Origin of the sequence: Halomonas sp. AOP43-D1-4 (genome assembly GCF_052446175.1) — a bacterium.
Classification (GTDB): Bacteria; Pseudomonadota; Gammaproteobacteria; order Pseudomonadales; family Halomonadaceae; genus Vreelandella; species Vreelandella citrativorans.
In genome coordinates, this window is sequence record NZ_JBQSVY010000003.1 from 240,804 (window position 1) to 265,303 (window position 24,500).

22 protein-coding genes and 1 tRNA gene are annotated in these 24,500 nt (G+C 53.2%); 15 read left to right on the plus strand and 8 right to left on the minus strand.

Going from position 1 to position 24,500, the window contains the following annotated elements:
- Positions 1-87 precede the first annotated feature (87 nt).
- Both rnt and ACT3RQ_RS04760 read left to right on the plus strand, forming a co-directional pair.
- Positions 88-756: a ribonuclease T gene (rnt, locus tag ACT3RQ_RS04755; RefSeq protein WP_193054355.1), complete on the plus strand. Its 669-nt coding sequence runs from the start codon at positions 88-90 to the stop codon at positions 754-756.
- A 127-nt stretch (positions 757-883) separates the two neighbouring features.
- A complete protein-coding gene (locus ACT3RQ_RS04760; RefSeq protein WP_193054356.1) occupies positions 884-2,143 on the plus strand; it encodes a 6-phosphofructokinase in 1,260 nt (419 codons plus the stop codon).
- An 81-nt stretch (positions 2,144-2,224) separates the two neighbouring features.
- On the opposite strand, the gene ACT3RQ_RS04765 is transcribed toward ACT3RQ_RS04760, so the two are convergent.
- Complete coding sequence (locus ACT3RQ_RS04765; RefSeq protein WP_193054357.1) at positions 2,225-3,943, minus strand: bifunctional protein-serine/threonine kinase/phosphatase; 1,719 nt, start codon at positions 3,941-3,943, stop codon at positions 2,225-2,227.
- 281 nt (positions 3,944-4,224) lie between these two features.
- On the opposite strand from ACT3RQ_RS04765, the gene ppa reads away from it, so the two are divergent.
- From ppa to purH, 8 genes are all read left to right on the plus strand, one after another.
- Entirely contained in the window at positions 4,225-4,755 is a 531-nt protein-coding gene (gene ppa / locus ACT3RQ_RS04770) for an inorganic diphosphatase (RefSeq protein WP_087105558.1), read from the plus strand.
- Positions 4,756-4,942: 187 nt separating this feature from the next.
- Entirely contained in the window at positions 4,943-6,823 is a 1,881-nt protein-coding gene (gene dsbD / locus ACT3RQ_RS04775; RefSeq protein ID WP_444680074.1) for a protein-disulfide reductase DsbD, read from the plus strand.
- 334 nt (positions 6,824-7,157) lie between these two features.
- Positions 7,158-7,625, plus strand: coding sequence for an acetyl-CoA carboxylase biotin carboxyl carrier protein (gene accB / locus ACT3RQ_RS04780; RefSeq protein WP_172116519.1), 468 nt, complete (start codon positions 7,158-7,160; stop codon positions 7,623-7,625).
- Between the two features lie 30 nt (positions 7,626-7,655).
- Positions 7,656-8,996: an acetyl-CoA carboxylase biotin carboxylase subunit gene (accC, locus tag ACT3RQ_RS04785; protein ID WP_444680075.1), complete on the plus strand. Its 1,341-nt coding sequence runs from the start codon at positions 7,656-7,658 to the stop codon at positions 8,994-8,996.
- Between the two features lie 103 nt (positions 8,997-9,099).
- On the plus strand, positions 9,100-10,011 hold the full coding sequence (prmA, locus tag ACT3RQ_RS04790) for a 50S ribosomal protein L11 methyltransferase (protein ID WP_193054360.1): 912 nt from the start codon (positions 9,100-9,102) through the stop codon (positions 10,009-10,011).
- Positions 10,012-10,099: 88 nt separating this feature from the next.
- The gene (dusB, locus tag ACT3RQ_RS04795) at positions 10,100-11,140 is read left to right on the plus strand and encodes a tRNA dihydrouridine synthase DusB (protein ID WP_444680076.1); all 1,041 of its coding nucleotides are present in this window, start codon (positions 10,100-10,102) and stop codon (positions 11,138-11,140) included.
- Complete coding sequence (gene fis, locus ACT3RQ_RS04800; protein WP_087105564.1) at positions 11,137-11,460, plus strand: DNA-binding transcriptional regulator Fis; 324 nt, start codon at positions 11,137-11,139, stop codon at positions 11,458-11,460. The genes dusB and fis overlap by 4 nt, the downstream gene beginning before the upstream one ends.
- A gap of 50 nt (positions 11,461-11,510) precedes the next feature.
- Entirely contained in the window at positions 11,511-13,091 is a 1,581-nt protein-coding gene (gene purH, locus ACT3RQ_RS04805) for a bifunctional phosphoribosylaminoimidazolecarboxamide formyltransferase/IMP cyclohydrolase (RefSeq protein ID WP_193054362.1), read from the plus strand.
- A gap of 92 nt (positions 13,092-13,183) precedes the next feature.
- Here the strand turns inward: purH and ACT3RQ_RS04810 are convergent, their stop codons facing one another.
- The 5 genes from ACT3RQ_RS04810 to ACT3RQ_RS04830 all read right to left on the minus strand — a co-directional run bounded on the left by ACT3RQ_RS04810 (position 13,184) and on the right by ACT3RQ_RS04830 (position 17,604).
- Positions 13,184-14,641, minus strand: a complete 1,458-nt coding sequence (locus ACT3RQ_RS04810) for an NAD-dependent succinate-semialdehyde dehydrogenase (protein ID WP_193054363.1) — start codon at positions 14,639-14,641, stop codon at positions 13,184-13,186.
- Positions 14,642-14,763: 122 nt separating this feature from the next.
- The gene (gene folE, locus ACT3RQ_RS04815; RefSeq protein WP_087105567.1) at positions 14,764-15,315 is read right to left on the minus strand and encodes a GTP cyclohydrolase I FolE; all 552 of its coding nucleotides are present in this window, start codon (positions 15,313-15,315) and stop codon (positions 14,764-14,766) included.
- Between the two features lie 237 nt (positions 15,316-15,552).
- Complete coding sequence (locus ACT3RQ_RS04820) at positions 15,553-16,527, minus strand: serine/threonine protein kinase (RefSeq protein WP_444680077.1); 975 nt, start codon at positions 16,525-16,527, stop codon at positions 15,553-15,555.
- Positions 16,528-16,726: 199 nt separating this feature from the next.
- The gene (locus ACT3RQ_RS04825; protein ID WP_444680078.1) at positions 16,727-17,356 is read right to left on the minus strand and encodes a hypothetical protein; all 630 of its coding nucleotides are present in this window, start codon (positions 17,354-17,356) and stop codon (positions 16,727-16,729) included.
- 163 nt (positions 17,357-17,519) lie between these two features.
- Positions 17,520-17,604: transfer RNA gene (locus ACT3RQ_RS04830), tRNA-Leu, on the minus strand.
- Between the two features lie 87 nt (positions 17,605-17,691).
- On the opposite strand from ACT3RQ_RS04830, the gene ACT3RQ_RS04835 reads away from it, so the two are divergent.
- Entirely contained in the window at positions 17,692-18,399 is a 708-nt protein-coding gene (locus tag ACT3RQ_RS04835) for a double zinc ribbon domain-containing protein (RefSeq protein ID WP_444680079.1), read from the plus strand.
- A 38-nt stretch (positions 18,400-18,437) separates the two neighbouring features.
- On the opposite strand, the gene ACT3RQ_RS04840 is transcribed toward ACT3RQ_RS04835, so the two are convergent.
- Complete coding sequence (locus ACT3RQ_RS04840) at positions 18,438-19,199, minus strand: SDR family NAD(P)-dependent oxidoreductase (RefSeq protein WP_444680080.1); 762 nt, start codon at positions 19,197-19,199, stop codon at positions 18,438-18,440.
- Positions 19,200-19,354: 155 nt separating this feature from the next.
- On the opposite strand from ACT3RQ_RS04840, the gene ACT3RQ_RS04845 reads away from it, so the two are divergent.
- The 4 genes from ACT3RQ_RS04845 to ACT3RQ_RS04860 all read left to right on the plus strand — a co-directional run bounded on the left by ACT3RQ_RS04845 (position 19,355) and on the right by ACT3RQ_RS04860 (position 22,988).
- Positions 19,355-19,855, plus strand: coding sequence for an FxsA family protein (locus tag ACT3RQ_RS04845; RefSeq protein WP_172116508.1), 501 nt, complete (start codon positions 19,355-19,357; stop codon positions 19,853-19,855).
- A 240-nt stretch (positions 19,856-20,095) separates the two neighbouring features.
- Positions 20,096-20,389: a co-chaperone GroES gene (locus ACT3RQ_RS04850; protein WP_018916005.1), complete on the plus strand. Its 294-nt coding sequence runs from the start codon at positions 20,096-20,098 to the stop codon at positions 20,387-20,389.
- Between the two features lie 58 nt (positions 20,390-20,447).
- Entirely contained in the window at positions 20,448-22,091 is a 1,644-nt protein-coding gene (gene groL, locus ACT3RQ_RS04855; RefSeq protein ID WP_172116507.1) for a chaperonin GroEL, read from the plus strand.
- A gap of 159 nt (positions 22,092-22,250) precedes the next feature.
- Entirely contained in the window at positions 22,251-22,988 is a 738-nt protein-coding gene (locus ACT3RQ_RS04860) for an RNA methyltransferase (protein ID WP_444639675.1), read from the plus strand.
- A 97-nt stretch (positions 22,989-23,085) separates the two neighbouring features.
- Here the strand turns inward: ACT3RQ_RS04860 and ACT3RQ_RS04865 are convergent, their stop codons facing one another.
- Complete coding sequence (locus ACT3RQ_RS04865; protein ID WP_192526485.1) at positions 23,086-24,432, minus strand: Na+/H+ antiporter family protein; 1,347 nt, start codon at positions 24,430-24,432, stop codon at positions 23,086-23,088.
- Between the last annotated feature and the right edge of the window lie 68 nt (positions 24,433-24,500).

The window sequence follows — 24,500 nt, forward strand, 5'->3', positions numbered from 1 at the left end:
TATACAGAAACCTGCTAGAATCACACCATCCAGGAGGCGGCTTACCGCCCATTTTTGACGATTACTCGCTGTACTAAGGAGAGCTGCATGAGCGAGGCAATTGCCCGCGAATTAATGGCCCAACGTTTTCGCAGTTATCTGCCGGTTGTCATTGATTTAGAAACGGGCGGCTTCAATGCCCACAGTGATGCCGTGCTTGAAATTGCAGCCGTCACGCTCACCATGGACCCGGAAGGAAACCTACTGCCTGATGCGACCTACGCTTATCACATTCAACCTTTTGAAGGGGCCAATGTTGAACAGTCAGCGCTGGACTTTACCGGTATCAATCTGGATGACCCACTACGCCGCCAGGTAGCGCTCAGCGAAACAGAAGCGCTGGGTGAAATTTTCCGCCCTATACGCAAATCTATAAAAGCCCATGGATGTTCGCGCGCCATTTTAGTCGGCCACAATGCGGCGTTTGATCAGGGGTTTCTTAACGCTGCCGCTAATCGCTGCAACGTTAAACGCAATCCGTTCCACCCTTTCTCAAGTTTTGACACCGCGACGCTGGCAGGCCTTGTTTACGGCCAAACCGTACTGGCCCGAGCCTGCCGTGCGGCCGGTATCGAATTTGACAATAAAGCAGCACACTCAGCACGCTACGATACCGAACGCACGGCGGAGTTATTCTGCGCCATGGTTAACCGTTATAAAGACTTGGGCGGATGGCGCCTGGCCCAACGAGAGCAGGACATGGATGACGGTGAATAACCCCAAGCTGGATGCAGTGACGTGGGCTTTACGCTAAACTTCGACACTTTACATGCACCGTTGATGAAGGCGTTCAACGCTTTCTGTGTGCTTTACTTTTTCGCTTTTCAAAAGATGAGACGTTTCAATGGCTCAGTATAATGCCTTTTACGCCCAGTCAGGCGGCGTTACCGCCGTTATTAACGCCAGCGCCTGCGGCGTTATCGAAGCATGCCGACAAGCTCCCGAACAAATTGGCAAGGTATACGCGGGCCATAACGGCATTATTGGCGCATTAACCGAAGACCTCATTGATGTTACTCAGGAAAGCGACGAAGCGATTGCCGCATTACGCTATACGCCCGGCGGTGCATTCGGTTCTTGCCGCTATAAGCTAAAAGATATCGATACCCATCGCACTCAGTACGAGCGTTTAATTGAGGTATTTAAGGCACATAACATTCGCTACTTCTTCTATAACGGTGGTGGCGACAGTGCCGACACTTGCCTGAAGATCTCTCAACTTTCAGAAAAGCTGGGCTATCCGCTAACCGCTATTCACGTGCCTAAAACCGTGGATAATGACCTGCCGATTACCGATAACAGCCCAGGTTTTGGTAGCGTTGCCAAATATATTGCCACCTCTACCCGTGAAGCCTCTCTTGATATCGCCTCCATGTGCGCAACATCGACCAAAGTCTTCGTGCTTGAAGTGATGGGGCGCCATGCCGGCTGGATTGCAGCGGCGGGCGGATTAGCCGGTGAAGGCGAAGGTGAACCGCCTCACTTGATTATTTTCCCCGAGATCGCCTTCAACCGTAAAGCCGTCATGGCGCGGGTTGAGAAAAGCGTGAAACAGAACGGCTACTGCGTCATCGTGGTATCAGAAGGCGCACGTTATGAAGACGGCACCTTCCTGGCCGATGCAGGCAATACCGATGCCTTTGGTCATCGCCAGTTGGGTGGTGTTGCGCCTACGCTTGCCGGCATGATCAAGCAAGACCTGGGCTACAAGTATCACTGGGCCGTCGCTGACTACTTACAGCGTGCAGCTCGCCACTTGGCCTCGAAAACAGACGTTGAACAAGCCTATGCGGTTGGCCGTGAAGCCGTGACGCTCGCGCTGGCAGGCAAGAACTCGATGATGCCCGCGATTCGCCGCATTTCTCAATCACCCTATCAGTGGGATGTTATTTCCGCGCCGTTGGCCCAGATTGCCAACCAGGAAAAGTTCATGCCGCGTGATTTTATTAGCGAAAGCGGCTTTGCGATTACCCAGGCATGCCGTGATTACCTCTCACCGTTGATTCAAGGCGAAGACTTCCCGCCCTTTGAGAACGGCTTGCCCAAAGTGGCTAAGCTGAAACTTGCCAAAGTGGACCAAAAACTTCCCACATTTACGCTATAAGGCGCCCCCTTTCGGGGTTGCCAACGGCGGTAACCAAAACGGGCGATGATTATCTCATCGCCCGTTTTTTTAGCTAGCACATCACCTTAATAGCCACGAAAGCACCAATAGCAGCAGCAGCACACCGGCGACGCCTTGCCAGAAATGACGACGTGGCTCCTGGCGAGTGTCCTCTTGAACAGGCAAACGGCCTAGCGGAACTCGCAGTGCATGCAGAAACTCTGACTGACGCCTAAAGCGCAGCGCACGCTGTGGGTCCAATGCACGCCGTAAGGCATCATCCAGCTCTTGGGTAATTTCCGGGTTATGAGTTCGCGAGCTGCGATAGCTAAGTTCTTCTAAATCCGTATGACTGCGCAACTTGTTTGGGGTAAGTTGGTAAGGTAGCTCTCCGGTTAACAGCCAGTAGACGGTTGAAGCGAGGGAGTACTGATCGCTGCGGCGGCCAATGCTATCTTCCAATGCATACTCAGGCGCGGTGTGTTCGTTAAAACCAATTTGGCGCAATAGCTCACCTGAATGCCGGTGACCGTCCACCTCACGCATATGGCACGCGCTAAAATCGTTGAGCATCAGCTTACCGTGGCTATCAATTAAAATATTATCCGGCGTAATCTGCTGATGAATAATGTCGCGGTGGTGCAGCGCTTGCACGGCCTTACCCAGCTGGTTTGCGATATCCAAGCGCTGGACAAGGCTGGCCTGAGGATGCCGCTCGGCCCACTGGCGCAACGTGTCCCCTTCAACATGCTGCATCAAGTAGTAAAGATAGCGGCGTGGTCTTGAGGGCTTTACGACCTTAGCGATAAAAGGCGAATTAACCCGCTCAACGATCCACTGCTGAAGCAGGAAATGCTCCAGATAGGCATTACGGAGCGATAGCTCAGGGCTTGGCGCCTTCATTGCCATTTCACGCTCGGTATGCACGTCTCTTACCCGATAGACACGAGACTGCGCATTACGCGACAGAACTTCTATCACTTCCAACCCATCAAGCCGTTCGCCTGGCGCCAGTTCAGGCGGAATCGGCAAATCACCGTAAATCAGCCCCGGGTCGTCCGGCGACTCTTCCGGCAACTCATCAATGCGCACCAATTGAAAGCAAAATTGATCCCCTCCGTAGCCTCGCTCTTGAGCGCGCTGCTTGGCTTCACTGGCCAGGCGTTCGCAAGCCGCATCCAGGTCACTGGCATCCTGGCGAATCAAGCGTACGTAGTCGGAAGGCAACAGCGTACCGCGCACGCCACGCGTGGTGAACAGAAAAATATCGCCCTGCTTAAGGCCCAGATGGGTATAGTCGATGTCCACACTGCCATCCATTCCCAGCGCCCGGGAAGGATAGTGGTAGCCGCCAATATCGGTCACATGGTCTCGCGTCAGCTGCTCAAACTCAGCGCCCCGTAAGCGAAATACCAGCGTGTCCCCCATATGAAACAGGTGCGCTTCGCACTTACGAAAGACAACCACCGACATTGAGGAAACAAAGCCACCCTCTTTTACATGCTGGCTTTGGCTGTAACACCAGCTATTGAGTGCACGTAGCACGCGTGTTGCTGACGTTTTAGTGTCCCAATGGTCAGGCGTAGAAAAGTAATCCGCTAAAAAGCCACGCACACTTAAATCACCCGCCTGTTTGGCCAGCGTATTGCGCGACACAGAGTCGCTGATAACGGCGCAGCCCCCTTTGACCTTTAATAGCGGTGCATCAGGGAAACGCACCGACATGGAGCTGCGATGCAAACGTCGGTCAGGCGCAACAAACGCTTGACCATAACTGATCAGCAACTGGGCATGCCCCACTCATCCTCCTTGGCGAACCGCTCAACAGAATTTCATGACAGAATTTCATGACAAAACTTCATGGTCGCTATAATACACGCAACGGCTTTACTGCGATGCCCACCAAACGTCGCGACCACTGCGATAAAAGCAAATTACCGCTACCATTAAGCGATAGCGTCGGCGCTGCGCCCATGTTGCATTGGCAATCGCCCAGCCATCTTCGTATAATTCCCGACTATTCGTGCAACGCATCAATTGCTTAGCCACTGCAACACCCAAGAACTTCTAAGGACTCAACGATGAACTTCGATAACATCCCAGCTGGAAAGGATTTGCCGAACGATATTTACGTGGCGATCGAGATTCCTGCGAACCACTCGCCTATCAAATACGAAATTGATAAGGATATGGGCGCACTCTTGGTTGATCGTTTTATGGCGACCCCGATGTTTTACCCCGCCAACTACGGCTTTATTCCCCATACGCTGGCTGATGATGGCGATGCACTCGACGCCTTAGTAGTAACACCGCACCCGGTAGCGCCTGGCAGCATTATTCGTGCGCGCCCCATCGGCATCCTGAACATGACCGATGAAGCAGGTGAAGATGCCAAGCTGGTATGCGTACCGCACCCCAAACTCAGCACGCTTTATGATGACGTACAGGAAGTTACCGACCTGCCCGAGCTTCTGCGTCAGCAAATCGCTCACTTCTTTGAAAACTACAAAGACCTTGAAAAAGGCAAGTGGGTAAAAGTTGAGTCTTGGGAAGGCGTTGAAGCAGCGCGTAAAGCTATTGAGAAATCAGCGGCCGCTTACCAAAAGGCGTAAGTGAACTAAACGCGCTGTTTTGTCTCTATTAAGAAGGCCGCCAATAGGCGGCCTTCTTATTACACCCACTAGCCATTTTTTTATCACTGCGCGCGGATCTTTCACAAGTGCTACCAAGCGCTCGTTCCATATTATGCGCCATGTTAATGCGGGTGCTTTTCAGCCATATCGCCGTTAAGGATGTATCGTGTTATCCGTCAAACGATTAGGTTTATTCTGGCTACTCTGCTGGCTACCGTTATTCGCCCACGCACAATGGTTTTCATCCAGCAGCAACGATCAGTTTCTGCCCGTAATGGAGGCATTTCAGCCTACCGCTTGGCACGATGGCGAAACACTTTATATCGGCATTCAAAGTGCCGAAGGCTATTACCTTTACCGACATCAGTTTGACGTTAAAAGCCAAACGCCGTCTGTGGCACTGGGTAGCCCTGCTCTACCCGAAGGCACCTTTACCAATGACGAATTTATGGGCGATGTCTACACCTTTCGCGACATACTGGTGTTTGAGACACCGCTTGAACATGTTTATTCAGGTCCCATCGACATTAAGCTTACCTTTCAAGGCTGCGCCGATGCCGGGCTTTGCTACCCACCTGAACAGGTACCACTACAGGCCGCTGAGTCACAGCCGCCTGCTCAATATGCCCAATGGTTAGCCGAAAACAGCCCCTCATCAACAGACATTGCCGCGCCTGCCCAAGCGACTACCAGCGCTGGGTCGGAAAACCCAAACACTTCTCGTCAAGCGCTGAACACACCGCAAAGTGCCGACAGCCGCTTTAGCGCCTTACTAAGCGAGGCAAGCCTGCCGCTAGCCTTGGGGCTTTTCTTTATTGCCGGGCTGGGTTTAACATTTACGCCCTGCGTTTTACCCATGATTCCCATTCTTTCCTCGATCATCGTTGGTCAGAACCCGACTAAACCGCGTGCGTTTGTTCTTTCGGCAAGCTACGTATTGGGCATGGCGACGACCTACGCCATTGTCGGTGTCTTAATGGGGCTCTTTGGAGCAGGCCTAAACTTGCAGGCCCGCCTTCAGTCGGCGCCTGTATTAATAGCGTTTGGGTTACTTTTCACGCTGTTTGCGCTCGCCATGTTTGGCGCCTTCGAGTTACGTTTCTCGTCACGCATGACCCACCGCATCGAGGCATGGCAAGCTCGGGCGCAACGCAGTGGCCCGGGAGGGCTCGCCCTGGCAGGCGCGCTTTCGGTACTGGTGGTATCGCCCTGCGTTACCGCGCCGCTTGCCGGTGCATTGGTCTTTATTTCCTCTACCGGCGACGCTGCTATTGGGGGCGCGGTTCTTTTTGCGCTGGGTCTTGGCATGGGGTTGCCGCTGCTACTGGTCGGCACGCTGGGCGTTACCCTACTGCCACGAACAGGCGCCTGGATGAACGGCGTTAAAACCGGCTTTGGTTTATTGCTGCTGGGTGTGGCCATTTGGATGATTGAGCGTCTTGTACCCGGGCCTGTAGGACTCCTGCTCTGGGCAGCACTGGCGATAGGCAGCGCGCTGGCGCTGGGCGCGTTACGTCTGAACCCACCGTCAGGTTGGTCGCGTGCGCGACAAACGCTGGGATTGATGCTGCTTGCCTGGGGGGTTGCCCTCGTTTTGGGCGCAGCTCAGGGCAATAATAACCCGCTTCAACCGCTGCGCTTTTCCCATAGTGCTACAGCCACTCAAGAAACGGCGCTTGATTTTGTAACCGTGGATAGCCTGGATGAACTACGCTCAGCTCTTGCTCAGGCAAACAGTGCCCATCAACCCGCCTTTGTCCACTTCACCGCTGACTGGTGTATTTCATGCAAAGTTATGGAGCGTGAAGTTTATCCAGACCCACGTGTTATTGAGGCGTTGGAAGGCTTCACGCTAATTGCCGTCGATGTCACCGATACGACCCCTGAAAGTAGGCAGCTACTTAACCAGTACCAGCTTTTTGGGCCGCCCAGCCTGCTGTTCTTTGATCAAGGTGCAGAAATACGCCCAGCGCGGATCCAAGGGGAGGTCACCGCCAACGCGCTTGCAGAGCATCTTTCATCCTTAAAACAGTGGCTATTAAGCTAAAAGCCTGAACTTTATTTGTACCCTGGGGGCAATTGTTGAGTACCGATAACAGCATGCTCTTCGCTAAACGGTAAAGATAGCCATCAAGGCATACCGCGTTTTATGCCTCGGCTCTGCACTGGACTAGCGCTGGACATGTTCCGCTTTTTTCGGCAAACTCCGCCTCCACATTAGTTAAATGCTCGATTTTTAAGCTGTTAGAGGGGTAACGTTCACCATCATGCTGCGTTCTCTTCTTTTCTTAACTTGGTTTACTGCGCGCTAAATATTGCGATACTTAAGCGTTATCACTAGCGTGTTAGGCAGCAACCTTCATCTATCTACGGGGCCCAATATGGATATTCGCAAAGTAAAAAAACTGATCGAACTGCTCGAAGAATCCAACATTAGCGAAATTGAAATTCAGGAGGGCGAAGAGTCAGTACGCATCAGCCGTCATCCTAACGGTGCTACCTGGCAGCCCCAGCCAATGCCCCAGTATTCCCAACCTTTTGCAGCGCCTGCACCGGCTCCCGCAGCACCTACAGCGCCCAGCGTTGACGCGGAGCCTGCCAGCGCAAGCTTCCGCGGTGAAGCCGTTAACTCTCCGATGGTGGGCACCTTCTACCGCAGCCCGGCACCGGGTGCAAAATCGTTTGTTGAAGTAGGCGACACCGTTAAGCAAGGCGACACGGTATGTATCGTTGAAGCGATGAAAATGATGAATCAGATTGAAGCTGATCGCGACGGCGTGGTTGAAGCCATCCTGGTGGAAGATGGTGAGCCGGTGGAATTTGATCAACCCATGATCGTCCTCGCTTAATCTTTCACATCAACACGGGTGGACTCTCCCATGCTGGACAAGGTACTTATCGCGAACCGCGGCGAGATAGCCCTACGTATTTTACGGGCATGTAAAGAGCTGGGCATCAAAACCGTCGCCGTACACTCCAAGGCTGACCGCGAACTGATGCACGTACGCTTGGCGGATGAGGCAGTGTGCATTGGCCCGGCCTCTTCGGCCCAGTCGTACTTGAATATTCCCGCGCTGATTAGCGCTGCCGAAGTGACCGACTCAAGCGCCATTCATCCCGGCTATGGCTTTTTGTCTGAAAATGCCAATTTTGCCGAGCAGGTTGAGCGCTCCGGCTTTACCTTTATTGGTCCGCGCGCTGAAACCATTCGCTTAATGGGCGACAAAGTGAGCGCCATTGAAGCCATGAAGAATGCGGGCGTACCTACCGTACCTGGCTCTGATGGCCCCCTGGGCGATGATGAAGCCGCAAGCCTGGCGGCTGGCGTGCGTGTAGGCTATCCCGTTATCATCAAGGCAGCGGCTGGTGGCGGTGGTCGTGGCATGCGGGTCGTGCATTCAGAAGACCAGTTACTGTCCGCCATTAGCATTACCCAAAACGAAGCCCAGGCAGCGTTTGGCGATGGCACGGTTTACATGGAAAAATTCCTTGAGAAACCGCGCCATGTGGAAGTACAAGTTCTGGCCGATGGTCAGGGCAATGCGATCCACCTCTATGACCGCGACTGCTCTTTGCAACGCCGCCATCAAAAAGTACTTGAAGAAGCACCTGCCCCCGGCCTCGACCCGAAAGCACGTGCCGACGTACTGGAAGCGTGCCGCCAGGCCTGTATTGAAATTAACTACCGCGGCGCCGGTACGTTCGAGTTCCTGTACGAAGATGGCAAGTTCTTCTTTATCGAGATGAACACACGTGTTCAGGTTGAGCATCCGGTAACGGAAATGGTCACCGGCGTGGATATCGTCAAAGAACAGCTGCGTATTGCGTCAGGCTTGCCACTGTCGATTCGCCAGGAAGACGTTAAGCTTAACGGCCACGCGTTTGAATGTCGGATCAACGCGGAAGACTCACGCACATTCATGCCATCACCAGGCAAAGTGACGCTGTATCACGCCCCAGGCGGCTTGGGCGTGCGCATGGATTCTCACCTGTATACCGGCTATACCGTTCCGCCACACTACGACTCACTGATTGGCAAGCTGATCACCTGGGGCGAGGATCGTGAGATCGCGTTAACGCGCATGCGTAATGCGCTGGATGAGCTGCTGGTCGAAGGTATCAAAACCAATATTGACCTACAGAAAGACCTGGTGCGCGATAGCCAATTCCGCCAGGGCGGTGTCAACATTCACTATCTAGAAAAGAAACTTGCCGGCTAAACGCTCCATGTGCCAAGCAAGCATTTCATAGTGTTGCCGAGTAATACCCAACGGGGTGGCCAACCCACCCCGTTATCGATTATGCCTACCGCGGAGACTCCCCATGCCTTGGCTGCAACTCAAAGCCCACGTAGCGCCTGAACAGGCTGAACTTCTGGAAGAGCTACTGCTTGAAGAGGGAGCTACCGCCATTGGGCTTCAGGATGCCCATGATGACCCCGTCTTTGAGCCAGAACGCGGCACCACGCCGCTTTGGCAGGACACCATTCTGACCGGCCTGTACGATGATTTGGAGGGCGTGGAAAGCATGCTGGCCCGCATCGAAAGCGCTTGGGCGCAACAAATGCCCGATGAATCCTGCCCCACCATTGAGTATGAGCTGCTGGCCGACCGCGACTGGGAACGCGAGTGGATGGATGACTTCAAACCGCTCCAGATGGGCCAGCGCTTATGGATTGTTCCTAGCTGGCATACACCGCCTGAAGCAGGCGCGGTCAATCTAATTTTAGACCCAGGTTTAGCCTTCGGCACCGGCACTCATCCTACTACCGCACTGTGCCTTGAATGGCTTGATCAGTTAGCGGTTGATGGCACACTTGGCGACAAGAACGTGCTGGATATTGGCTGTGGCTCGGGCATTCTCGCCATTGCCGCGCTTAAGCTAGGTGCTCAGCACGCCGATGGCACGGATATTGACCCTCAGGCGCTGCAGGCTAGCCGCGATAACTCCGAACGCAATCATATTGCAGAGCAAAATCTCGCGCTCTATTATCCGGAGCAGTTAACAGGCGGCCCTTACCCGATTGTCACTGCGAATATTTTAGCCGGCCCCCTGGTGGAGTTAGCGCCAACGATTGCGGGACATGTCGCGCCGAAGGGGCTTCTTGCGCTGTCAGGCATTCTTGCCAACCAGGCCCAGGACGTGCTTAAGGCCTACGAAGCAGAAGGCATAATGATGGATGAGCCGGTTATTCGTGAAGGCTGGGTGAGACTAACAGGCCATCGACCCGGTTAATCTTCAAAACAGCCTTCATTCCGCTTCCGAGTAGGCGTATCATACGCCCCCCTGAACGCCTACTCGCTTATCCAGCAGCGCAAACTCCATGACATTAGCCACGCTACAATCGACATCTATCGGCCCTTACAGCTTGCCCAATCAGGTCATACTGGCGCCGATGGCAGGCGTGACCGACCGCCCTTTTCGCCAGCTTTGCCGGCGGCTGGGCGCTGGCTGGGTAGTAGGCGAAATGGTCACCTCAGACCCCAGCCTGTGGCATACCCGAAAGTCCCAACTGCGGATGGACCATACGGGTGAGCCCGACCCACGGATCGTGCAAATTGCCGGTGGCGACGCCCAGATGCTTGCTCAGGCGGCACGCCTTAACGTCGAACTGGGCGCCCAGATTATCGATATCAATATGGGCTGCCCGGCAAAGAAGGTCTGCAACAAGGCGGCTGGCTCAGCGCTACTGCGCGATGAGGTCTTGGTTGCCGATATTTTAGATGCGGTGGTCAAGGCGGTGGATGTGCCGGTTACCTTGAAAATCCGTACCGGCTGGTGCGCCGAATCCAACAATGGCGTGAGAATTGCTCGATTGGCAGAAGATGCAGGCATTCAGGCACTCGCTGTTCATGGCCGACATCGCGAACAGCGCTATACTGGTTGGGCAGAGTACGACACGATCGCCGATATCAAATCGTGTCTGTCCATCCCAGTGATTGCCAATGGTGATATTACAAGTCCTGAAAAAGCAGCCGATGTCCTACGCTATACCGGCGCGAATGCGGTAATGATTGGACGTGGCGCCCAGGGTAATCCTTGGATTTTCAAGCAAATAACCCATTACCTACAGCATGGCGAGCAGTTGGCTTTGCCAAGCTTGGAGGAGCGTCGTCACGTGCTGGCCGGGCATGTAGCGGCGCTGCACGCCTTTTATGGCGACACGATGGGTGTACGCATTGCGCGCAAGCATATTGGCTGGTATCTCGAAAGTGATCTGCGCTTTTACGATACAAAGCGCCGCGAGCTAAAACAGCAATTCAATGCGCTGGCATCACCTGAAACACAATTTGATTGGATTAACGACGCCATGGCGTTTGACGCAGACAAGCGTCTATTAGCCAAAGGAACCCATGCTGCATGAACGAACGCGATCTTCTTTCTAGCGAGTTACCCTCGCGACTAGCGGGTACGCTCGCTGACCCAGCGGCAAGCGCCCCGCCGCAGCCGTTAAGAGAGGCCGTGGAGTCTGCCATGCGCCGCTACTTCGAGCATCTCGATGGCAGTCAGGCCACCGACCTGTACGCCATGGTGATGGCCGAAGTAGAAGCGCCGCTGCTGGCCTGCGTGCTGGAGCATACCGAAGGTAACCAGACACGCGCCGCTGATGTACTGGGATTAAACCGCGGTACGCTGCGCAAGAAACTCAAGATTTACGGTCTTATCGAAGGTGACGCCCCATAACCATGGGGCGTTGTTGTTTTTATTGTTCCACTCTGCACACGAGCTTATTCATGGTTGATAGTACCGCTACTCCTGTTCGCCGCGCGCTGTTAAGCGTGTCCGATAAAACGGGTATTGTTGAGTTTGCCCGCAGCCTTACCGAGCGCGGCATTGAGCTACTGTCCACGGGCGGCACCTTCCGCTTGTTACAGGAAAACGCCATCCCGGTCACCGAAGTATCCGAACATACGGGCTTCCCTGAGATCATGGATGGCCGAGTGAAAACGCTGCATCCTAAAATTCACGGCGGTATTCTGGCGCGCCGTGGTCAAGATGACGCAGTAATGGCTGACAACGATATCACCCCGATTGATATGGTCGTGGTTAATCTCTACCCGTTTGCAGCCACCGTTGCCAAACCTGACTGCAGCCTGGAAGACGCCATCGAAAATATCGATATTGGCGGCCCCACCATGGTCCGTGCCTGCGCTAAAAACCACGCGTACACCACCATCGTAGTTAACGCCGACGACTACACGCGCGTGCTTGAAGAACTGGCCGCCAATGATGGCCAGGTGAGCACCGCCACACGCTTTGACCTTGCGGTTAAAGCGTTTGAGCACACTGCGGGCTACGACGGCGCCATTGCCGAGTACTTGGGTCGTAAAGTCAGCGAGAGCGATGCCACCTTCGCGCGTACCTTTAATCTTCAGTTGCATAAAAAGCAGGACATGCGCTACGGCGAAAACCCGCATCAGCAGGCTGCCTTTTACGTTGACCCTGCAGCATCTGAACCCTGTGTTGCGACAGCTACCATGCTGCAAGGCAAACCGCTTTCTTTTAACAATGTTGCCGATACCGATGCGGCTTTTGAGTGCGTCAAGGCGTTTGATGAAACGGCGTGCGTGATTGTTAAACACGCTAACCCCTGTGGCGTTGCCATCGGCGCTACGGCGCTTGAGGCTTATGACAAAGCGTTTGCAACTGACCCTACCAGTGCTTTCGGCGGCATTATTGCCTTCAACACGCCGCTTGAAGCTGATACCGCGCGCGCAATTGTTGATCGTCAGTTTGTTGAGGTCATTATTGCACCCGGGGTGAGCGATGAGGCCGTTGCGATTATCGCCGAAAAGAAAAATGTCCGCCTGCTGGATGTCAGCGCACATTGGCCTGGCAACCACCAGCCCGCCTTTGATTTCAAGCGGGTTAACGGAGGTTTGCTGGTACAAGAGCGCGATCAGGGCATGGTGACTCGCGACGAGCTTACTGTGGTCAGCGAGCGCGCACCTTCAGAACAGGAACTGCGCGACTTGGCATTCGCATGGCGCGTTGCCAAATTCGTTAAATCCAATGCCATTGTGTATGCCAAAGCCGGCCAAACCATTGGCGTGGGCGCAGGCCAGATGAGTCGCGTGTACTCCGCTAAAATTGCGGGCATCAAAGCGGCCGACGAAAACCTTTCTGTACCTGGTTCCGTTATGGCGTCTGATGCCTTCTTCCCCTTCCGTGATGGCATTGATGCCGCCGCCGCTGCGGGCATTACCGCCGTTATTCAGCCTGGTGGTTCCATGCGCGACCAGGAAGTGATTGATGCTGCCAACGAAGCGGGCATTGCCATGGTCTTCACCGGGATGCGCCACTTCCGTCACTAAGCTGTGCTTTAGCGCTAGCACCATAAAAACCTCGCAAGCACTGCTTGCGAGGTTTTTTTATGAATATAACGCTCAGAATGCCTTAACCGACACTAGCCAAGGTCAATGCATAAATACTTGGTTTCCAGGTACTCTTCCAGCCCCTGATGACCACCTTCACGGCCAAGCCCTGATGCTTTGACACCCCCAAACGGCGCCGACGCATTGGAAATAGCCCCGGTATTAATGCCCACCATGCCGTATTCAAGCGCGTCAGCCACGCGCCATACACGAGCAAGATCGCTGGAGTAGAAATAGGACGCCAGCCCATACTGAGTATCATTGGCCATTTCGATAGCGGTCTCTTCGTCGTCGAACGGGAACACCGCCGCTAGCGGGCCAAACGTCTCTTCCTGAGCAACCTTCATGCTGGCATCGGCAAAGCTGATTAACGTAGGCGTGAAGAAGTTGCCGCCTAACGGATGCGGATGACCGCCCAGCAGCAACTCAGCACCTTTATCAATAGCGTCCTGAACGTGTTCGCTGACTTTCTTGACCCCATTTTCATCAATGAGCGGGCCAATATTGTTGCCTGGCTGAGCACCATCGCCAACATGCAGCTCACTGTTCATGGCAACCGCGAGCTTTTCGCAAAACGCGTTAATCACACTAGACTGAACTAAAAACCGATTGGTGCAAATGCACGTTTGGCCTGCATTGCGGAACTTGGCTGCCATCGCGCCCTCAACGGCGGCATCAAGGTCAGCATCTTCAAAAACGATAAACGGCGCGTTTCCGCCCAGCTCAAGCGATATTTTTTGCACATGCTGCGCCGCTTTTTCCATCAGCGTCCGGCCTACTTCCGTAGAGCCAGTAAAGGTGATTTTGCGCACCTTGGGCGACTGGGTTAGCGCTTCAGCAATGTCAGCGGCGCTGCCTGGCACCACATTAAAGACGCCGCGGGGTATCCCTGCTCGCTCAGCCAATAGCGCCAGCGCCGTTGCCGAGAAAGGCGTTTGGCTAGCGGGCTTAACGATAACGGTACAACCTGCTGCTAGCGCTGCACCTGCTTTACGCGTGATCATCGCTGCGGGGAAATTCCACGGAGTAATCGCTCCTACAACGCCCACCGGCTGCTTGGTTATCACAATACGCTGGTTGGCTTTTGCTGCAGGAATGGTCTCGCCATATACACGCCGCGCCTCTTCGGCAAACCAGCGCAGAAAACTGGCGGCGTAAGCAATTTCGCCCTCAGCCTCTTTAACCGGTTTACCCTGCTCATAGGTCATCAGCAGTGCAAGGTCGTGCTGATGCTCAAGCATCAGATCATGCCACTTAAGCAACATGTCTGCCCGCTCTTGAGCGGTCAATGCCCGCCAGGCAGGCAAAGCGGCATCAGCAGCGTCAATGGCACGCTCGGTTTCAGCTTTACCTAATCGCGGCATATCCCCCACCGGTTTGCCTGTGGCGGGGTTAATAACGTTAATTTGTTCTCCACTTTCAGCCGCTACCCAACTGCCGTCGATATAGGCAAAGGGGCAATACAGCTGTGTCTCTTTTAGCGCTTCCATGACAGACTCCTGGCCAAAGGATGGCCCTGTGGGCTCATATTTACGCTTTCATGCTAAGACGAAACGGCGTATTTAACCAAGTGTTTGGCAAATATGGCCATCCTGGCCGTGGAGAAATTCGTTTAGTTAATAAGCGTTAGAAATTCCTGGCGCGTCGCGGGGTTGTCACGGAATCCACCCAACATTACCGATGACGACATGCTCGAATTCTGCTTTTCAACACCGCGCATCATCATGCATAAATGGCGCGCCTCAACGACAACCGCTACCCCTTTCGCACCGGTTACCTGCTGGACGGCATCGGCAATTTCACGGGTCAGGTTCTCCTGAATCTGCATACGCCGCGCATACATATCAACGATGCGCGCAAATTTGGAAAGCCCTAACACCTTGCCATCAGGTAAGTAGGCAATATGACACTTGCCAATAAACGGCAATAAGTGGTGCTCACACATTGAGTAAAGCTCAATGTTTTTTACTAACACCATTTCGTCGGTCTTCGATTCAAACACCGCGCCGTTGATAATCTCTTCCAGCGACTGCTGATAGCCCGCGTTTAAAAACTGCATGGCTTTGGCTGCACGCTTTGGTGTATCCCGCAGCCCTTCGCGGTCCGGGTTTTCGCCAAGGGCGGTAATAATTTGGCGATAGTGCTGGGCGATATCGTCGGTCATAGTCATTCTCATTAAAGCGGTGCCCGCTCACTCGCTCGTTATTGCTTTATCAAGTAACCAGCACGCAAGCAAAACAACCTTACAAAACAATGCCCAAGCATACAGAAACCACTAAACGTACCAAAGGCGATTTATGCACTTATTTTAACGTACCTGGCCACTCGGTGGCAGCGTCGCAACGACTTTTAAGGCAGTGAACGTATAATTTTTACGACAACTGAGGGTTCAAAATATCTATTAAGCCAACCAAACAGGACGCTCAAGCTGTAAACACTGCTGTTCTAACTGACGGATATGCTGATCCCAGTAGCCGCTATCTGCCATCCAGGGAAAAGCACGCGGAAACGCCGGATCGTCCCAGCGCGAAACCAACCAGGCGCTATGCCGAATCAAGCGATAAGCCCTTAGCGGTTCAATGAGCGACATCTGCTCATGAGGAAACGCTAGTGACTCCTCATAGCCTTCACTAATCTCACTTAGCTGCGCCCGCCAGCTATCCGGCTCATCAGTGGGCAGCAACATCCATATATCCTGTATAGCGGGCGCCATCGCACAGTCATCAAAATCGACCAGGGAAAAATGCTCATCTCGGCCCAATACGTTCCCTAAATGACAATCACCGTGGCAACGTATTAACGATGCTGGGTCCAACGCCTTGGGCGCCAACCGATGCTGCAGCTTTTGAATCACCGCGTCATACGCCCGACGCTGAAACTTGTCGAGCCATTGGCTGCCCACAACGCGCTGCCGTGCCTCTTCTATACCGCTTTCCAGCTCCAAGCGCGGGCGGTGTTGAAATGCCTTGCGCTGCGATACGTTATGCAGCTGACCTAACACTTCGCCCAGCGCAAAGAGGTGTTCAGGATTATCAAGCTCAGGCGCCTGGCCTGCACACTGGGGGAAAAGAGCAAAGCGAAACGCTGCGTAATGATGCAATGACTGCCCCGCGCTGTTACGCCAGGGTGCGACAACCGACACCCCGGCCTCGCTTAATTCCTTTAAAAAATCATGCTCCTCTTGAATCGCAGCATCCGACCAGCGCTCGGGACGGTAAAACTTGATTACCCAGTGACGGGCATCATCATCACGAAACATCAATACACGGTTTTCATAACTGTTGAGCGCAAAAGGCTCGCCTGCGGGCCAAATATCAACCGATTCGGCCGCCGACATAACCGTGTCGGGCGAAAGCGCACTAAAAGGATGTGACATAGATCGCTCCTGCATAACGGGGCGCCTATCTTATCAACTATTGCATGGAAACGTTCTGACGAACGCCCCACTATCGATGCACTGAGCCTTTGCTTTTAGTACACCTTCTTCGGGGAACGTCTGGAGGAAAAGGGCACGAAGATAACAACACATAGCTTTAAACCGTGCAGCCTGGAGAAATTTACATGACAAAAGCAGGCTAATCTGATTTATGTATTTCTATATTTTGTGCCCAACTTAAGACACGTTTACGATCGCGCCTGCTATTCATACGATGTGTATCCACGTCACAAGGGTTGAGCTGCCGAGCGGGCTCAGCCGAAATATCAAGATGAAAATGGCGTGCGGCGCCAACCGGCATGTCTTCTGAGCCATAGATGGCAATCACCCGAATTTCAAGCTGAGGTTTCTGCTGTTTAATGGTGTCTTCTTTTAAATCCCAGTGCTGAAGGAGTCGCTTCAGGATCCTGTCAAATGACTGAATATGAATGTAATCACCTGAATTAAGCGGGCCCTGGTGGGTACGGAAAGCGGCTTCATGCTCTTCATCACCCTGCTGTTGGTATTCAACAATATCGAGTTCGTAATCTCCGTCCCGGGCATGCAGCACAGCCACCAGGTGCTGAATATAGATAGCCTCATTGCTCATATTACTTATTAAGCACAAGGCCTCCAGCCCAACGCCCTTGCCCCGGTTAATAATAATTCGCGGACGTCGCTGCCGAACATAGCCGTTATAAAGAAGCTGAGCATAGAAAACCCAAACAAACAGGGTAAGGACGCTGGCAATAGCAGAAATTGCCTGGGCGTGCTCATTGAGCCATCCCATGATTGAGATCCTTCTCAAAGCAATAATGAAATATCAAGCTAGTGCAACAGCAAGCAAAAGTCAGGCGGGCAGGAAGGAGGGTAGCGAAAAATAGACACAAAAAATCGGCAAGCAGATGCTGGCCGATTGATATTTAAGTAATAACTATGAGATAACAAGTAATTGGTGCGGATGGGGAGACTCGAACTCCCACACCTTACGGCACTAGAACCTAAATCTAGCGTGTCTACCAATTCCACCACATCCGCAGAAGACGAGACGTATATTATATATATGCGGTGCAAAAGTCAACGCTATCATCCAACATAATTATTCAAAAGCATTCCAGGAGCAGTATGCGTTTAAGGTCAACGTGGCAGCAAGCGGCCCATAAGGAACTTCAAAAGGCATTACCAGGCTACTGCGCCTTTTGTTTAATGCCAGCGGATCGAGGTCTAGGCTGGTGCCAAGCTTGTTTTACTGAATTACCCTGGAACGTTTCAAGTTGCGAACAATGCGCCGAGCCCCTGGATCATCCAGCACAACGACGCTGTGGGCACTGCTTGCTTGATCCGCCCCTGGTCACTCACGCCCATGCTGCTTTGCTTTTTCAAGCATCGATTAAAGAGCTGCTGCACGATTTCAAATTCAAGGCATCTCCTCGTGCTGGGATGCTGCTGGTAGAGCTTATGCTGGCGAGCATACCCGACGACCCAGGCACTGCCTTGGTAGCAGTCCCCATGCATCGCAAACGAGCACGCGAGCGAGGGTTCAATCAAGCGCGATGGCTGGCGGAGCAACTGGCAAAGCGTACAGGCCTTGTCGTGCTGGAAGCTCAATGCAATAAGCTGGTCGCTTCCCAGCGTAGCTTAAACCGACACGAACGGGCGGCTAATTTACACGGAGCCTTTTCAATCAAAGCACCACTTCCAGCACATATAACGCTGATTGATGATGTAATCACTACCGGTGCAACCATCAATGCATTAGCGAACGTTGCCCAACAAGCAGGTGCCACACGCATCGATAGCTGGGCAGTCGCCAGGACGCCGCTGGGCGGCTAGAAGATGATACAACAAGCCAAGTGATAGCTCAGGCGATACTAAAGCCGCAAGCCGCCATCGCACTCAATAATACGCGCACTAAAATAGTCGTTATCAAATATAAACGCGACACTTTTGGCAATATCACCCGGCTCCCCCAAGTGCTTTAACGGCACGCTTGAAGAGATCCGCTCTAACATATCAGGGCGCATGGACGCCGTCATTTCGGTCGCTATAAACCCAGGTGCCACGGTGCCGGTGCGGATACCATAGCGCGCAAGCTCTTTACCCCACGTGACGGTTATCGCATGAACGCCCGCCTTGGCGGCGGCATAGTTGCTTTGCCCCGCATTGCCAGCCCGGGAAATACTCGAAATATTGACAATCACCCCTTCGTGTCCGGCCTTGATTATCTGTGTTGCCGCTTCACGGCCGCATAGAAATACGCCGGTTAGATTAACATTGAGGACTTTCTGCCAACTCTCTAGCGACATGCGCTTTTCGACCTGGCCATCACGTGCTTTTACCAGCAAGGCATCTTCGGTAATACCCGCATTATTAACGCAACCACTGATGGCACCCATGCGTTTCGCAATATCATCAAACGCCGTGATGACTGACGACTCATCGGCAACATTGACGACAAACGCTTCGGCGTGAATGCCTTGTGACTTAAGGGTTGAGACCGCTTGGTCCAACGCTTCAGCACTCCTATCAAGCAGTGCAAGCGCGGCACCTTGCTGGCCCAAACGCTCTGCAATGGCATAGCCTAATCCCCGCGCCCCGCCCGTTACTGCAATGACTTTATCGGTTAACTGCATCCGTTACTCCTTTAATGTAAGCGTGCATTCAAAATTCGAGTTTATCCAGGAGCGCCCCCTTGTCAGCAAAGGGCTTTCCGGCAAAGACCTTCGGGCGCTTGTTTTTTGCATATTTGACACAATAATGAGCGATTACGCCTGTTACGGAGTCCACCATGCCTATTCTTGTTTTTATTTCCTTGTTTACCTTACTCGATTTTATTTTGCTATTTTCGATTGGTAGTCAAATAGGCTTATTAACCACCCTACTGCTCGTGCTGGCAACCGGTGTTATCGGCCTTCATCTTATTCGTAAAGAGGGTGTGGCCACCTTTTCCCGCGCCCGCCAGCGCATGCAAGCAGGAGAGCTACCTTCCAGCGAGCTCCTAACCGGCGCGGCACTTATATTCGGCGGTGCTTTGCTGATGGCGCCCGGCTTTCTCTCCGACCTGCTGGGTATTGCTTGCTTACTCCCCACCGCTCGGCAGCTTATGTACAACGCATTAATGTGGCTGGGTTTAAAAACCAGAGTGAATAGCGAGCAAGCAACATCTACCAAAACGCATCGTCGTGAAGGCACGACTTACCACGAAAATAGCCACTCCAATGCTAATACCTCACATAAAGAGACTCCCCTGGAAGGCGATTTCATTAGCCGTGATGAAACTACCCGGTGACGCTAGCCTGCATTAGCAAGAAAAAATCCAACAAAAGACACTTTTTTCACTGCCACCCCCTTGAAAGGGCTACTGAAGCCCCCACTTTTGAACCAGCATACAAATTCGGTGGCGATGGTGACATTGCCACCATTAACAACGAAGGTCGCGAACCTTCATTTCTCGATGGGACATCCTCGAGAATCTTGTTTTAGCTATCTGCCCTATACGGGCCTTGACGATACTCAGGAGAACGTGAGCATGAAAATCCGTCCTTTGCACGATCGCGTCGTTGTTCGTCGCGTGGAAGAAGAACAGAAAACTGCTGGTGGCATCGTTCTGCCAGGCAATGCACAAGAAAAGCCCACGCGTGGCGAAGTTCTTGCAGTAGGCAATGGTCGCATTCTCGATAACGGCGAAGTACGTCCGCTAGACGTTAAAGTTGGCGACAGCGTCATTTTCAAAGATGGTTTCGGCGTTGAGAAGCAAAAAATCGACGGTGAAGAAGTCTTGATCATGAGCGAAGCCGACATCCTGGCGGTCGTTGAAGGCTAATCATCGCCTCGACTACTTACTTTCACCTTTTACAATTCGATTCTAGGAAGTAACGAACATGGCAGCTAAACAAGTTAAGTTTTCTGATGACGCACGCAAACGTATGGCGCATGGCATTGACGTCCTGGCCAACGCGGTAAAAGTTACTCTAGGCCCGAAAGGCCGTAACGTTGTGCTCGACAAATCCTTTGGTGCGCCGACCGTCACTAAAGACGGTGTATCAGTTGCCAAAGAGATCGAACTGAAAGACAAGTTCGAGAACATGGGCGCACAAATGGTGAAAGAAGTTGCGTCTAAAACTTCTGACGCTGCGGGCGACGGTACTACGACAGCTACCGTACTGGCTCAAGCTATTGTTGCTGAAGGCCTGAAAGGCGTAACGGCTGGCATGAACCCGATGGACCTTAAGCGCGGCATCGACCAAGCGGTTACTGCAGCGGTTAAAGAAATCCAGGCAATGTCTGTACCCTGCACCGACACCAAGTCTATCGCTCAGGTAGGTACTATCTCTGCCAACGGTGACAAGCGCATCGGCGAAATCATCGCTGAAGCAATGGAAAAAGTCGGTAAAGAAGGCGTTATCACTGTCGATGAAGGCCGTGGCTTCGAAGACGAGCTGGAAGTCGTAGAAGGTATGCAGTTTGACCGCGGCTACCTCTCGCCCTACTTCGTTACCAACCAGGACACCATGGCGGTTGAACTTGAAGATCCTTACATCCTACTAGTGGATAAGAAGATCTCCAACATTCGCGAACTGCTCCCGGTACTGGAAGCCGTTGCCAAGCAAGGCAAACCGCTTGCCATCATCGCTGAAGACATCGAAGGCGAAGCGCTGGCAACGTTGGTTGTGAACAACATGCGCGGCATCGTTAAAGTAGCAGCGGCCAAGGCACCTGGCTTCGGCGACCGTCGTAAAGCCATGCTGCAGGATATCGCCATCCTGACTAACGGCACCGTTATCTCTGAAGAAGTTGGCCTGACACTTGAGCAAGCGACCCTGGATCACCTGGGTACCGCCAAGCGCATGACCATGTCCAAAGAGAACACCACCATCATCGATGGCGCTGGTGCAGAGAACGATATCGAAGCACGCGTTAACCAAATCCGCGCGCAAATCGAAGACACCACTTCTGATTACGACAAAGAGAAGCTGCAAGAGCGCGTTGCCAAACTGGCAGGCGGTGTTGCCGTTATCCGCGTTGGTGCTGCTACCGAAGTAGAGATGAAAGAGAAGAAAGCTCGCGTTGAAGACGCGCTGCACTCTACTCGCGCTGCCGTAGAAGAAGGTGTTGTACCTGGCGGCGGTACTGCGCTGGTTCGCGTAATGGCCAAAGTACAAGGCTTGACTGGCGATAACGAAGATCAGAACCACGGTATCAACATGGCGCTGCGCGCTATGCAGTCTCCGCTGCGTCAGATCGTTACCAACGCCGGTGAAGAAGCCGCTGTTGTGATCAACCGCGTTAAAGACGGCGAAGGTAACTTCGGCTACAACGCTCAAACGGGTGAGTACGGCGACCTGTTCGAAATGGGCGTTCTTGACCCGGCAAAAGTAACCCGTACTGCGCTGCAGTCTGCGGGTTCCGTGGCTGGTCTGATGATCACCACCGAGTGCATGATCGCTGACGATCCGGAAGAGAAAGAAGCTGCACCGGATATGGGTGGCATGGGCGGAATGGGTGGCATGGGCGGCATGATGTAATGCACCCCTGAGCCTACCGCTCTGACGCCTAGCGTCACCAAGAACCCCGCCTTTGCGGGGTTCTTGCCGTTTAACGCCTGCGTAATGCCCACGCGTACCCGGCGTTAAAGCGTGCTACCATCAGCGCCTTTATTAGGCAGCTTTTAGGTCATCATTACCGTGCTTTCCAATATTCGCATTGTACTCGTGCAAACCTTTCATCCTGGCAACATAGGCGCCGCCGCTCGCGCCATGAAAACCATGGGACTAACCCACCTGGTACTGGTTAACCCACGAAGCTTCCCTGATGAAGAGGCCACCCGATTGGCAGCGGGCGCGACGGATGTGCTGGAAAACGCCCGCGTGGTTACCAGCCTTGAAGAAGCGGTGCAGGATTGCGTGCAAGTGATTGGCGCAAGCGCCAGATTACGCAGCCTGCCACTTCCCCACTTTGATGAGCCGGATGAAATGGCCGAACAGGTTATTTTAAACACAGCCAATGCCCCCGTCGCACTCGTTTTTGGCCGTGAGCGTTCGGGCTTAACCAATGGCGAGATTCGCTGCTGCACGCATCAAGTCAGCATACCGGCCAACCCTGAATACGGTATTTTAAACCTTTCCCAAGCCGTACAGATCCTCGCCTACGAAACCCACCGCGCTTGGCGAAAACGTGCCGGTAACGACTTCACTTACCAGCGCCCTCTTGACGCCACCCCACCCAGCCGCGAGCAGTTTGTGCATTTCCAGGACCACTTGGGCCGCTTGATGCAGCAAAGTGGTTTTCTTACCCAGCCGCATGCGCGCACCGAAGAGCAGCTTCAGGCGCTCTTTGCACGTGCCCAGCCAAGCCGAAAAGAGCTTTCTCTGTTGCGCGGGTTATTAAGCGCCTTTGAAGCTCACTTCCCGAAGCAGCCATAAATAAGGCAGCCATAACAACAAGGGCAGCCATTGGCTGCCCTTGTTGTGACTGCGATTACCGTTTTGAGTGCTTAATGGTTGCTGCCCTATAACACTATTAAAGCGTCATGGCCGCCAGCCAACCAAAGGCGATTAATGGCAGGTTGTAATGCAAAAATGTCGGTACAACGCTATCCCAAATGTGGTCGTGTTGCCCGTCCACGTTTAGGCCTGAGGTTGGCCCTAACGTCGAGTCAGATGCTGGTGAACCTGCATCACCCAATGCCGCCGCCGTACCCACCAGCGCCACCGTTGCCATGGGGGAAAAGCCAAACTGTATCGCCAAGGGTACAAAGATCGCGGCAATAATCGGAATCGTCGAGAATGATGATCCAATGCCCAGGGTAATAAAAAGCCCTACCAGCAACATCACTAACGCTGCGACACCTCGGTTATCACCAAAGATATCAAAAGCCCCCGTCACTAACGTATCGATCTCACCCGTGGATTTCATCACTTCGGCAAAACCTGACGCAGAGATCATGATAAAACCGATCAGCGCCATCATCCGCATGCCGCTGGTAAACAGGTCATCAGCTTCACGCCACTTAAAAATGCCGCCTAAGGAGAGCAAGCCAATCCCGACCAGGCCACCCAAAATCATCGACCCGCTATAAAGCTGCAAGCCAAGCGCTGCCACAATGGCAACACCAGACATTACCAACCCCAAGAGGTGAGGCTCAGCCGGTGTAGAATCCTGCTGATAAGGAGCCGCCGCCAACTCTTTATCCGCATATTCGCGATTACCGCGGTAGCTAAAGAACAGCGCCACTAATAAGCCAATGGCCATACCCCCAACAGGAATGGCCATCGCCATCGGCACCATGCCACGCGTAATCTCCAAGCCAAATGGCGTACCGGCGCTGTTTAAGTTAGCCAACAAAATATCGTTCAAGAAAATTGCGCCGAACCCAACGGGCAATAACATGTAAGGCGCGGTTAGGCCGAACGTTAATGCACAGGCTACCGCTCGACGATCCAACTTCAGACGATTCATAAGGGTAAGCAGTGGAGGAATCAGCACCGGAATAAACGCGATATGCACCGGAATCACGTTTTGCGATGCAATAGCCACTAACAATATAGCGGTGAGCAGCAGCGTTTTCACACGAGCCTGACGCGCGGCCGTTGCCTCCTTGCCCAGCATGGCAATCAATCGGTTCGCCAGCATATCGGGCAAGCCAGAACGCGAGATGGCAACCGCAAACGCACCGAGCGTTGCATAGGCCAGCGCTACTTGCGCTCCCCCGCCAACGCCGTTGTTGAAGGCCTCTAACGTTTGGTCAAGCGTAAGCCCACCCACCAGGCCACCCACCAGCGCACCTACAACCAATGCAAAAACAACTGAGACACGCACAAGAGACAGCACTACCATGACAAGCACGGCAAGAATAACTGCATTCATGAAGATTTCCAGACCGATGACAAGGTGATTAGGACGTGTACGAAAAACAAGCGAATGCCGGATGGCAC

What these genes read in the sequence shown, in the direction of transcription:
- rnt (WP_193054355.1), top strand. Translation starts at nt 88, where the DNA reads ATGAGCGAGGCAATTGCCCGCGAATTAATGGCCCAACGTTTTCGCAGT.
- ACT3RQ_RS04760 (WP_193054356.1), top strand. Translation starts at nt 884, where the DNA reads ATGGCTCAGTATAATGCCTTTTACGCCCAGTCAGGCGGCGTTACCGCC.
- ppa (WP_087105558.1), top strand. Translation starts at nt 4,225, where the DNA reads ATGAACTTCGATAACATCCCAGCTGGAAAGGATTTGCCGAACGATATT.
- accB (WP_172116519.1), top strand. Translation starts at nt 7,158, where the DNA reads ATGGATATTCGCAAAGTAAAAAAACTGATCGAACTGCTCGAAGAATCC.
- accC (WP_444680075.1), top strand. Translation starts at nt 7,656, where the DNA reads ATGCTGGACAAGGTACTTATCGCGAACCGCGGCGAGATAGCCCTACGT.
- prmA (WP_193054360.1), top strand. Translation starts at nt 9,100, where the DNA reads ATGCCTTGGCTGCAACTCAAAGCCCACGTAGCGCCTGAACAGGCTGAA.
- dusB (WP_444680076.1), top strand. Translation starts at nt 10,100, where the DNA reads ATGACATTAGCCACGCTACAATCGACATCTATCGGCCCTTACAGCTTG.
- fis (WP_087105564.1), top strand. Translation starts at nt 11,137, where the DNA reads ATGAACGAACGCGATCTTCTTTCTAGCGAGTTACCCTCGCGACTAGCG.
- purH (WP_193054362.1), top strand. Translation starts at nt 11,511, where the DNA reads ATGGTTGATAGTACCGCTACTCCTGTTCGCCGCGCGCTGTTAAGCGTG.
- ACT3RQ_RS04810 (WP_193054363.1), bottom strand. Translation starts at nt 14,641, where the DNA reads ATGGAAGCGCTAAAAGAGACACAGCTGTATTGCCCCTTTGCCTATATC.
- folE (WP_087105567.1), bottom strand. Translation starts at nt 15,315, where the DNA reads ATGACCGACGATATCGCCCAGCACTATCGCCAAATTATTACCGCCCTT.
- ACT3RQ_RS04820 (WP_444680077.1), bottom strand. Translation starts at nt 16,527, where the DNA reads ATGTCACATCCTTTTAGTGCGCTTTCGCCCGACACGGTTATGTCGGCG.
- ACT3RQ_RS04825 (WP_444680078.1), bottom strand. Translation starts at nt 17,356, where the DNA reads ATGGGATGGCTCAATGAGCACGCCCAGGCAATTTCTGCTATTGCCAGC.
- ACT3RQ_RS04835 (WP_444680079.1), top strand. Translation starts at nt 17,692, where the DNA reads ATGCGTTTAAGGTCAACGTGGCAGCAAGCGGCCCATAAGGAACTTCAA.
- ACT3RQ_RS04840 (WP_444680080.1), bottom strand. Translation starts at nt 19,199, where the DNA reads ATGCAGTTAACCGATAAAGTCATTGCAGTAACGGGCGGGGCGCGGGGA.
- ACT3RQ_RS04845 (WP_172116508.1), top strand. Translation starts at nt 19,355, where the DNA reads ATGCCTATTCTTGTTTTTATTTCCTTGTTTACCTTACTCGATTTTATT.
- ACT3RQ_RS04850 (WP_018916005.1), top strand. Translation starts at nt 20,096, where the DNA reads ATGAAAATCCGTCCTTTGCACGATCGCGTCGTTGTTCGTCGCGTGGAA.
- groL (WP_172116507.1), top strand. Translation starts at nt 20,448, where the DNA reads ATGGCAGCTAAACAAGTTAAGTTTTCTGATGACGCACGCAAACGTATG.
- ACT3RQ_RS04865 (WP_192526485.1), bottom strand. Translation starts at nt 24,432, where the DNA reads ATGAATGCAGTTATTCTTGCCGTGCTTGTCATGGTAGTGCTGTCTCTT.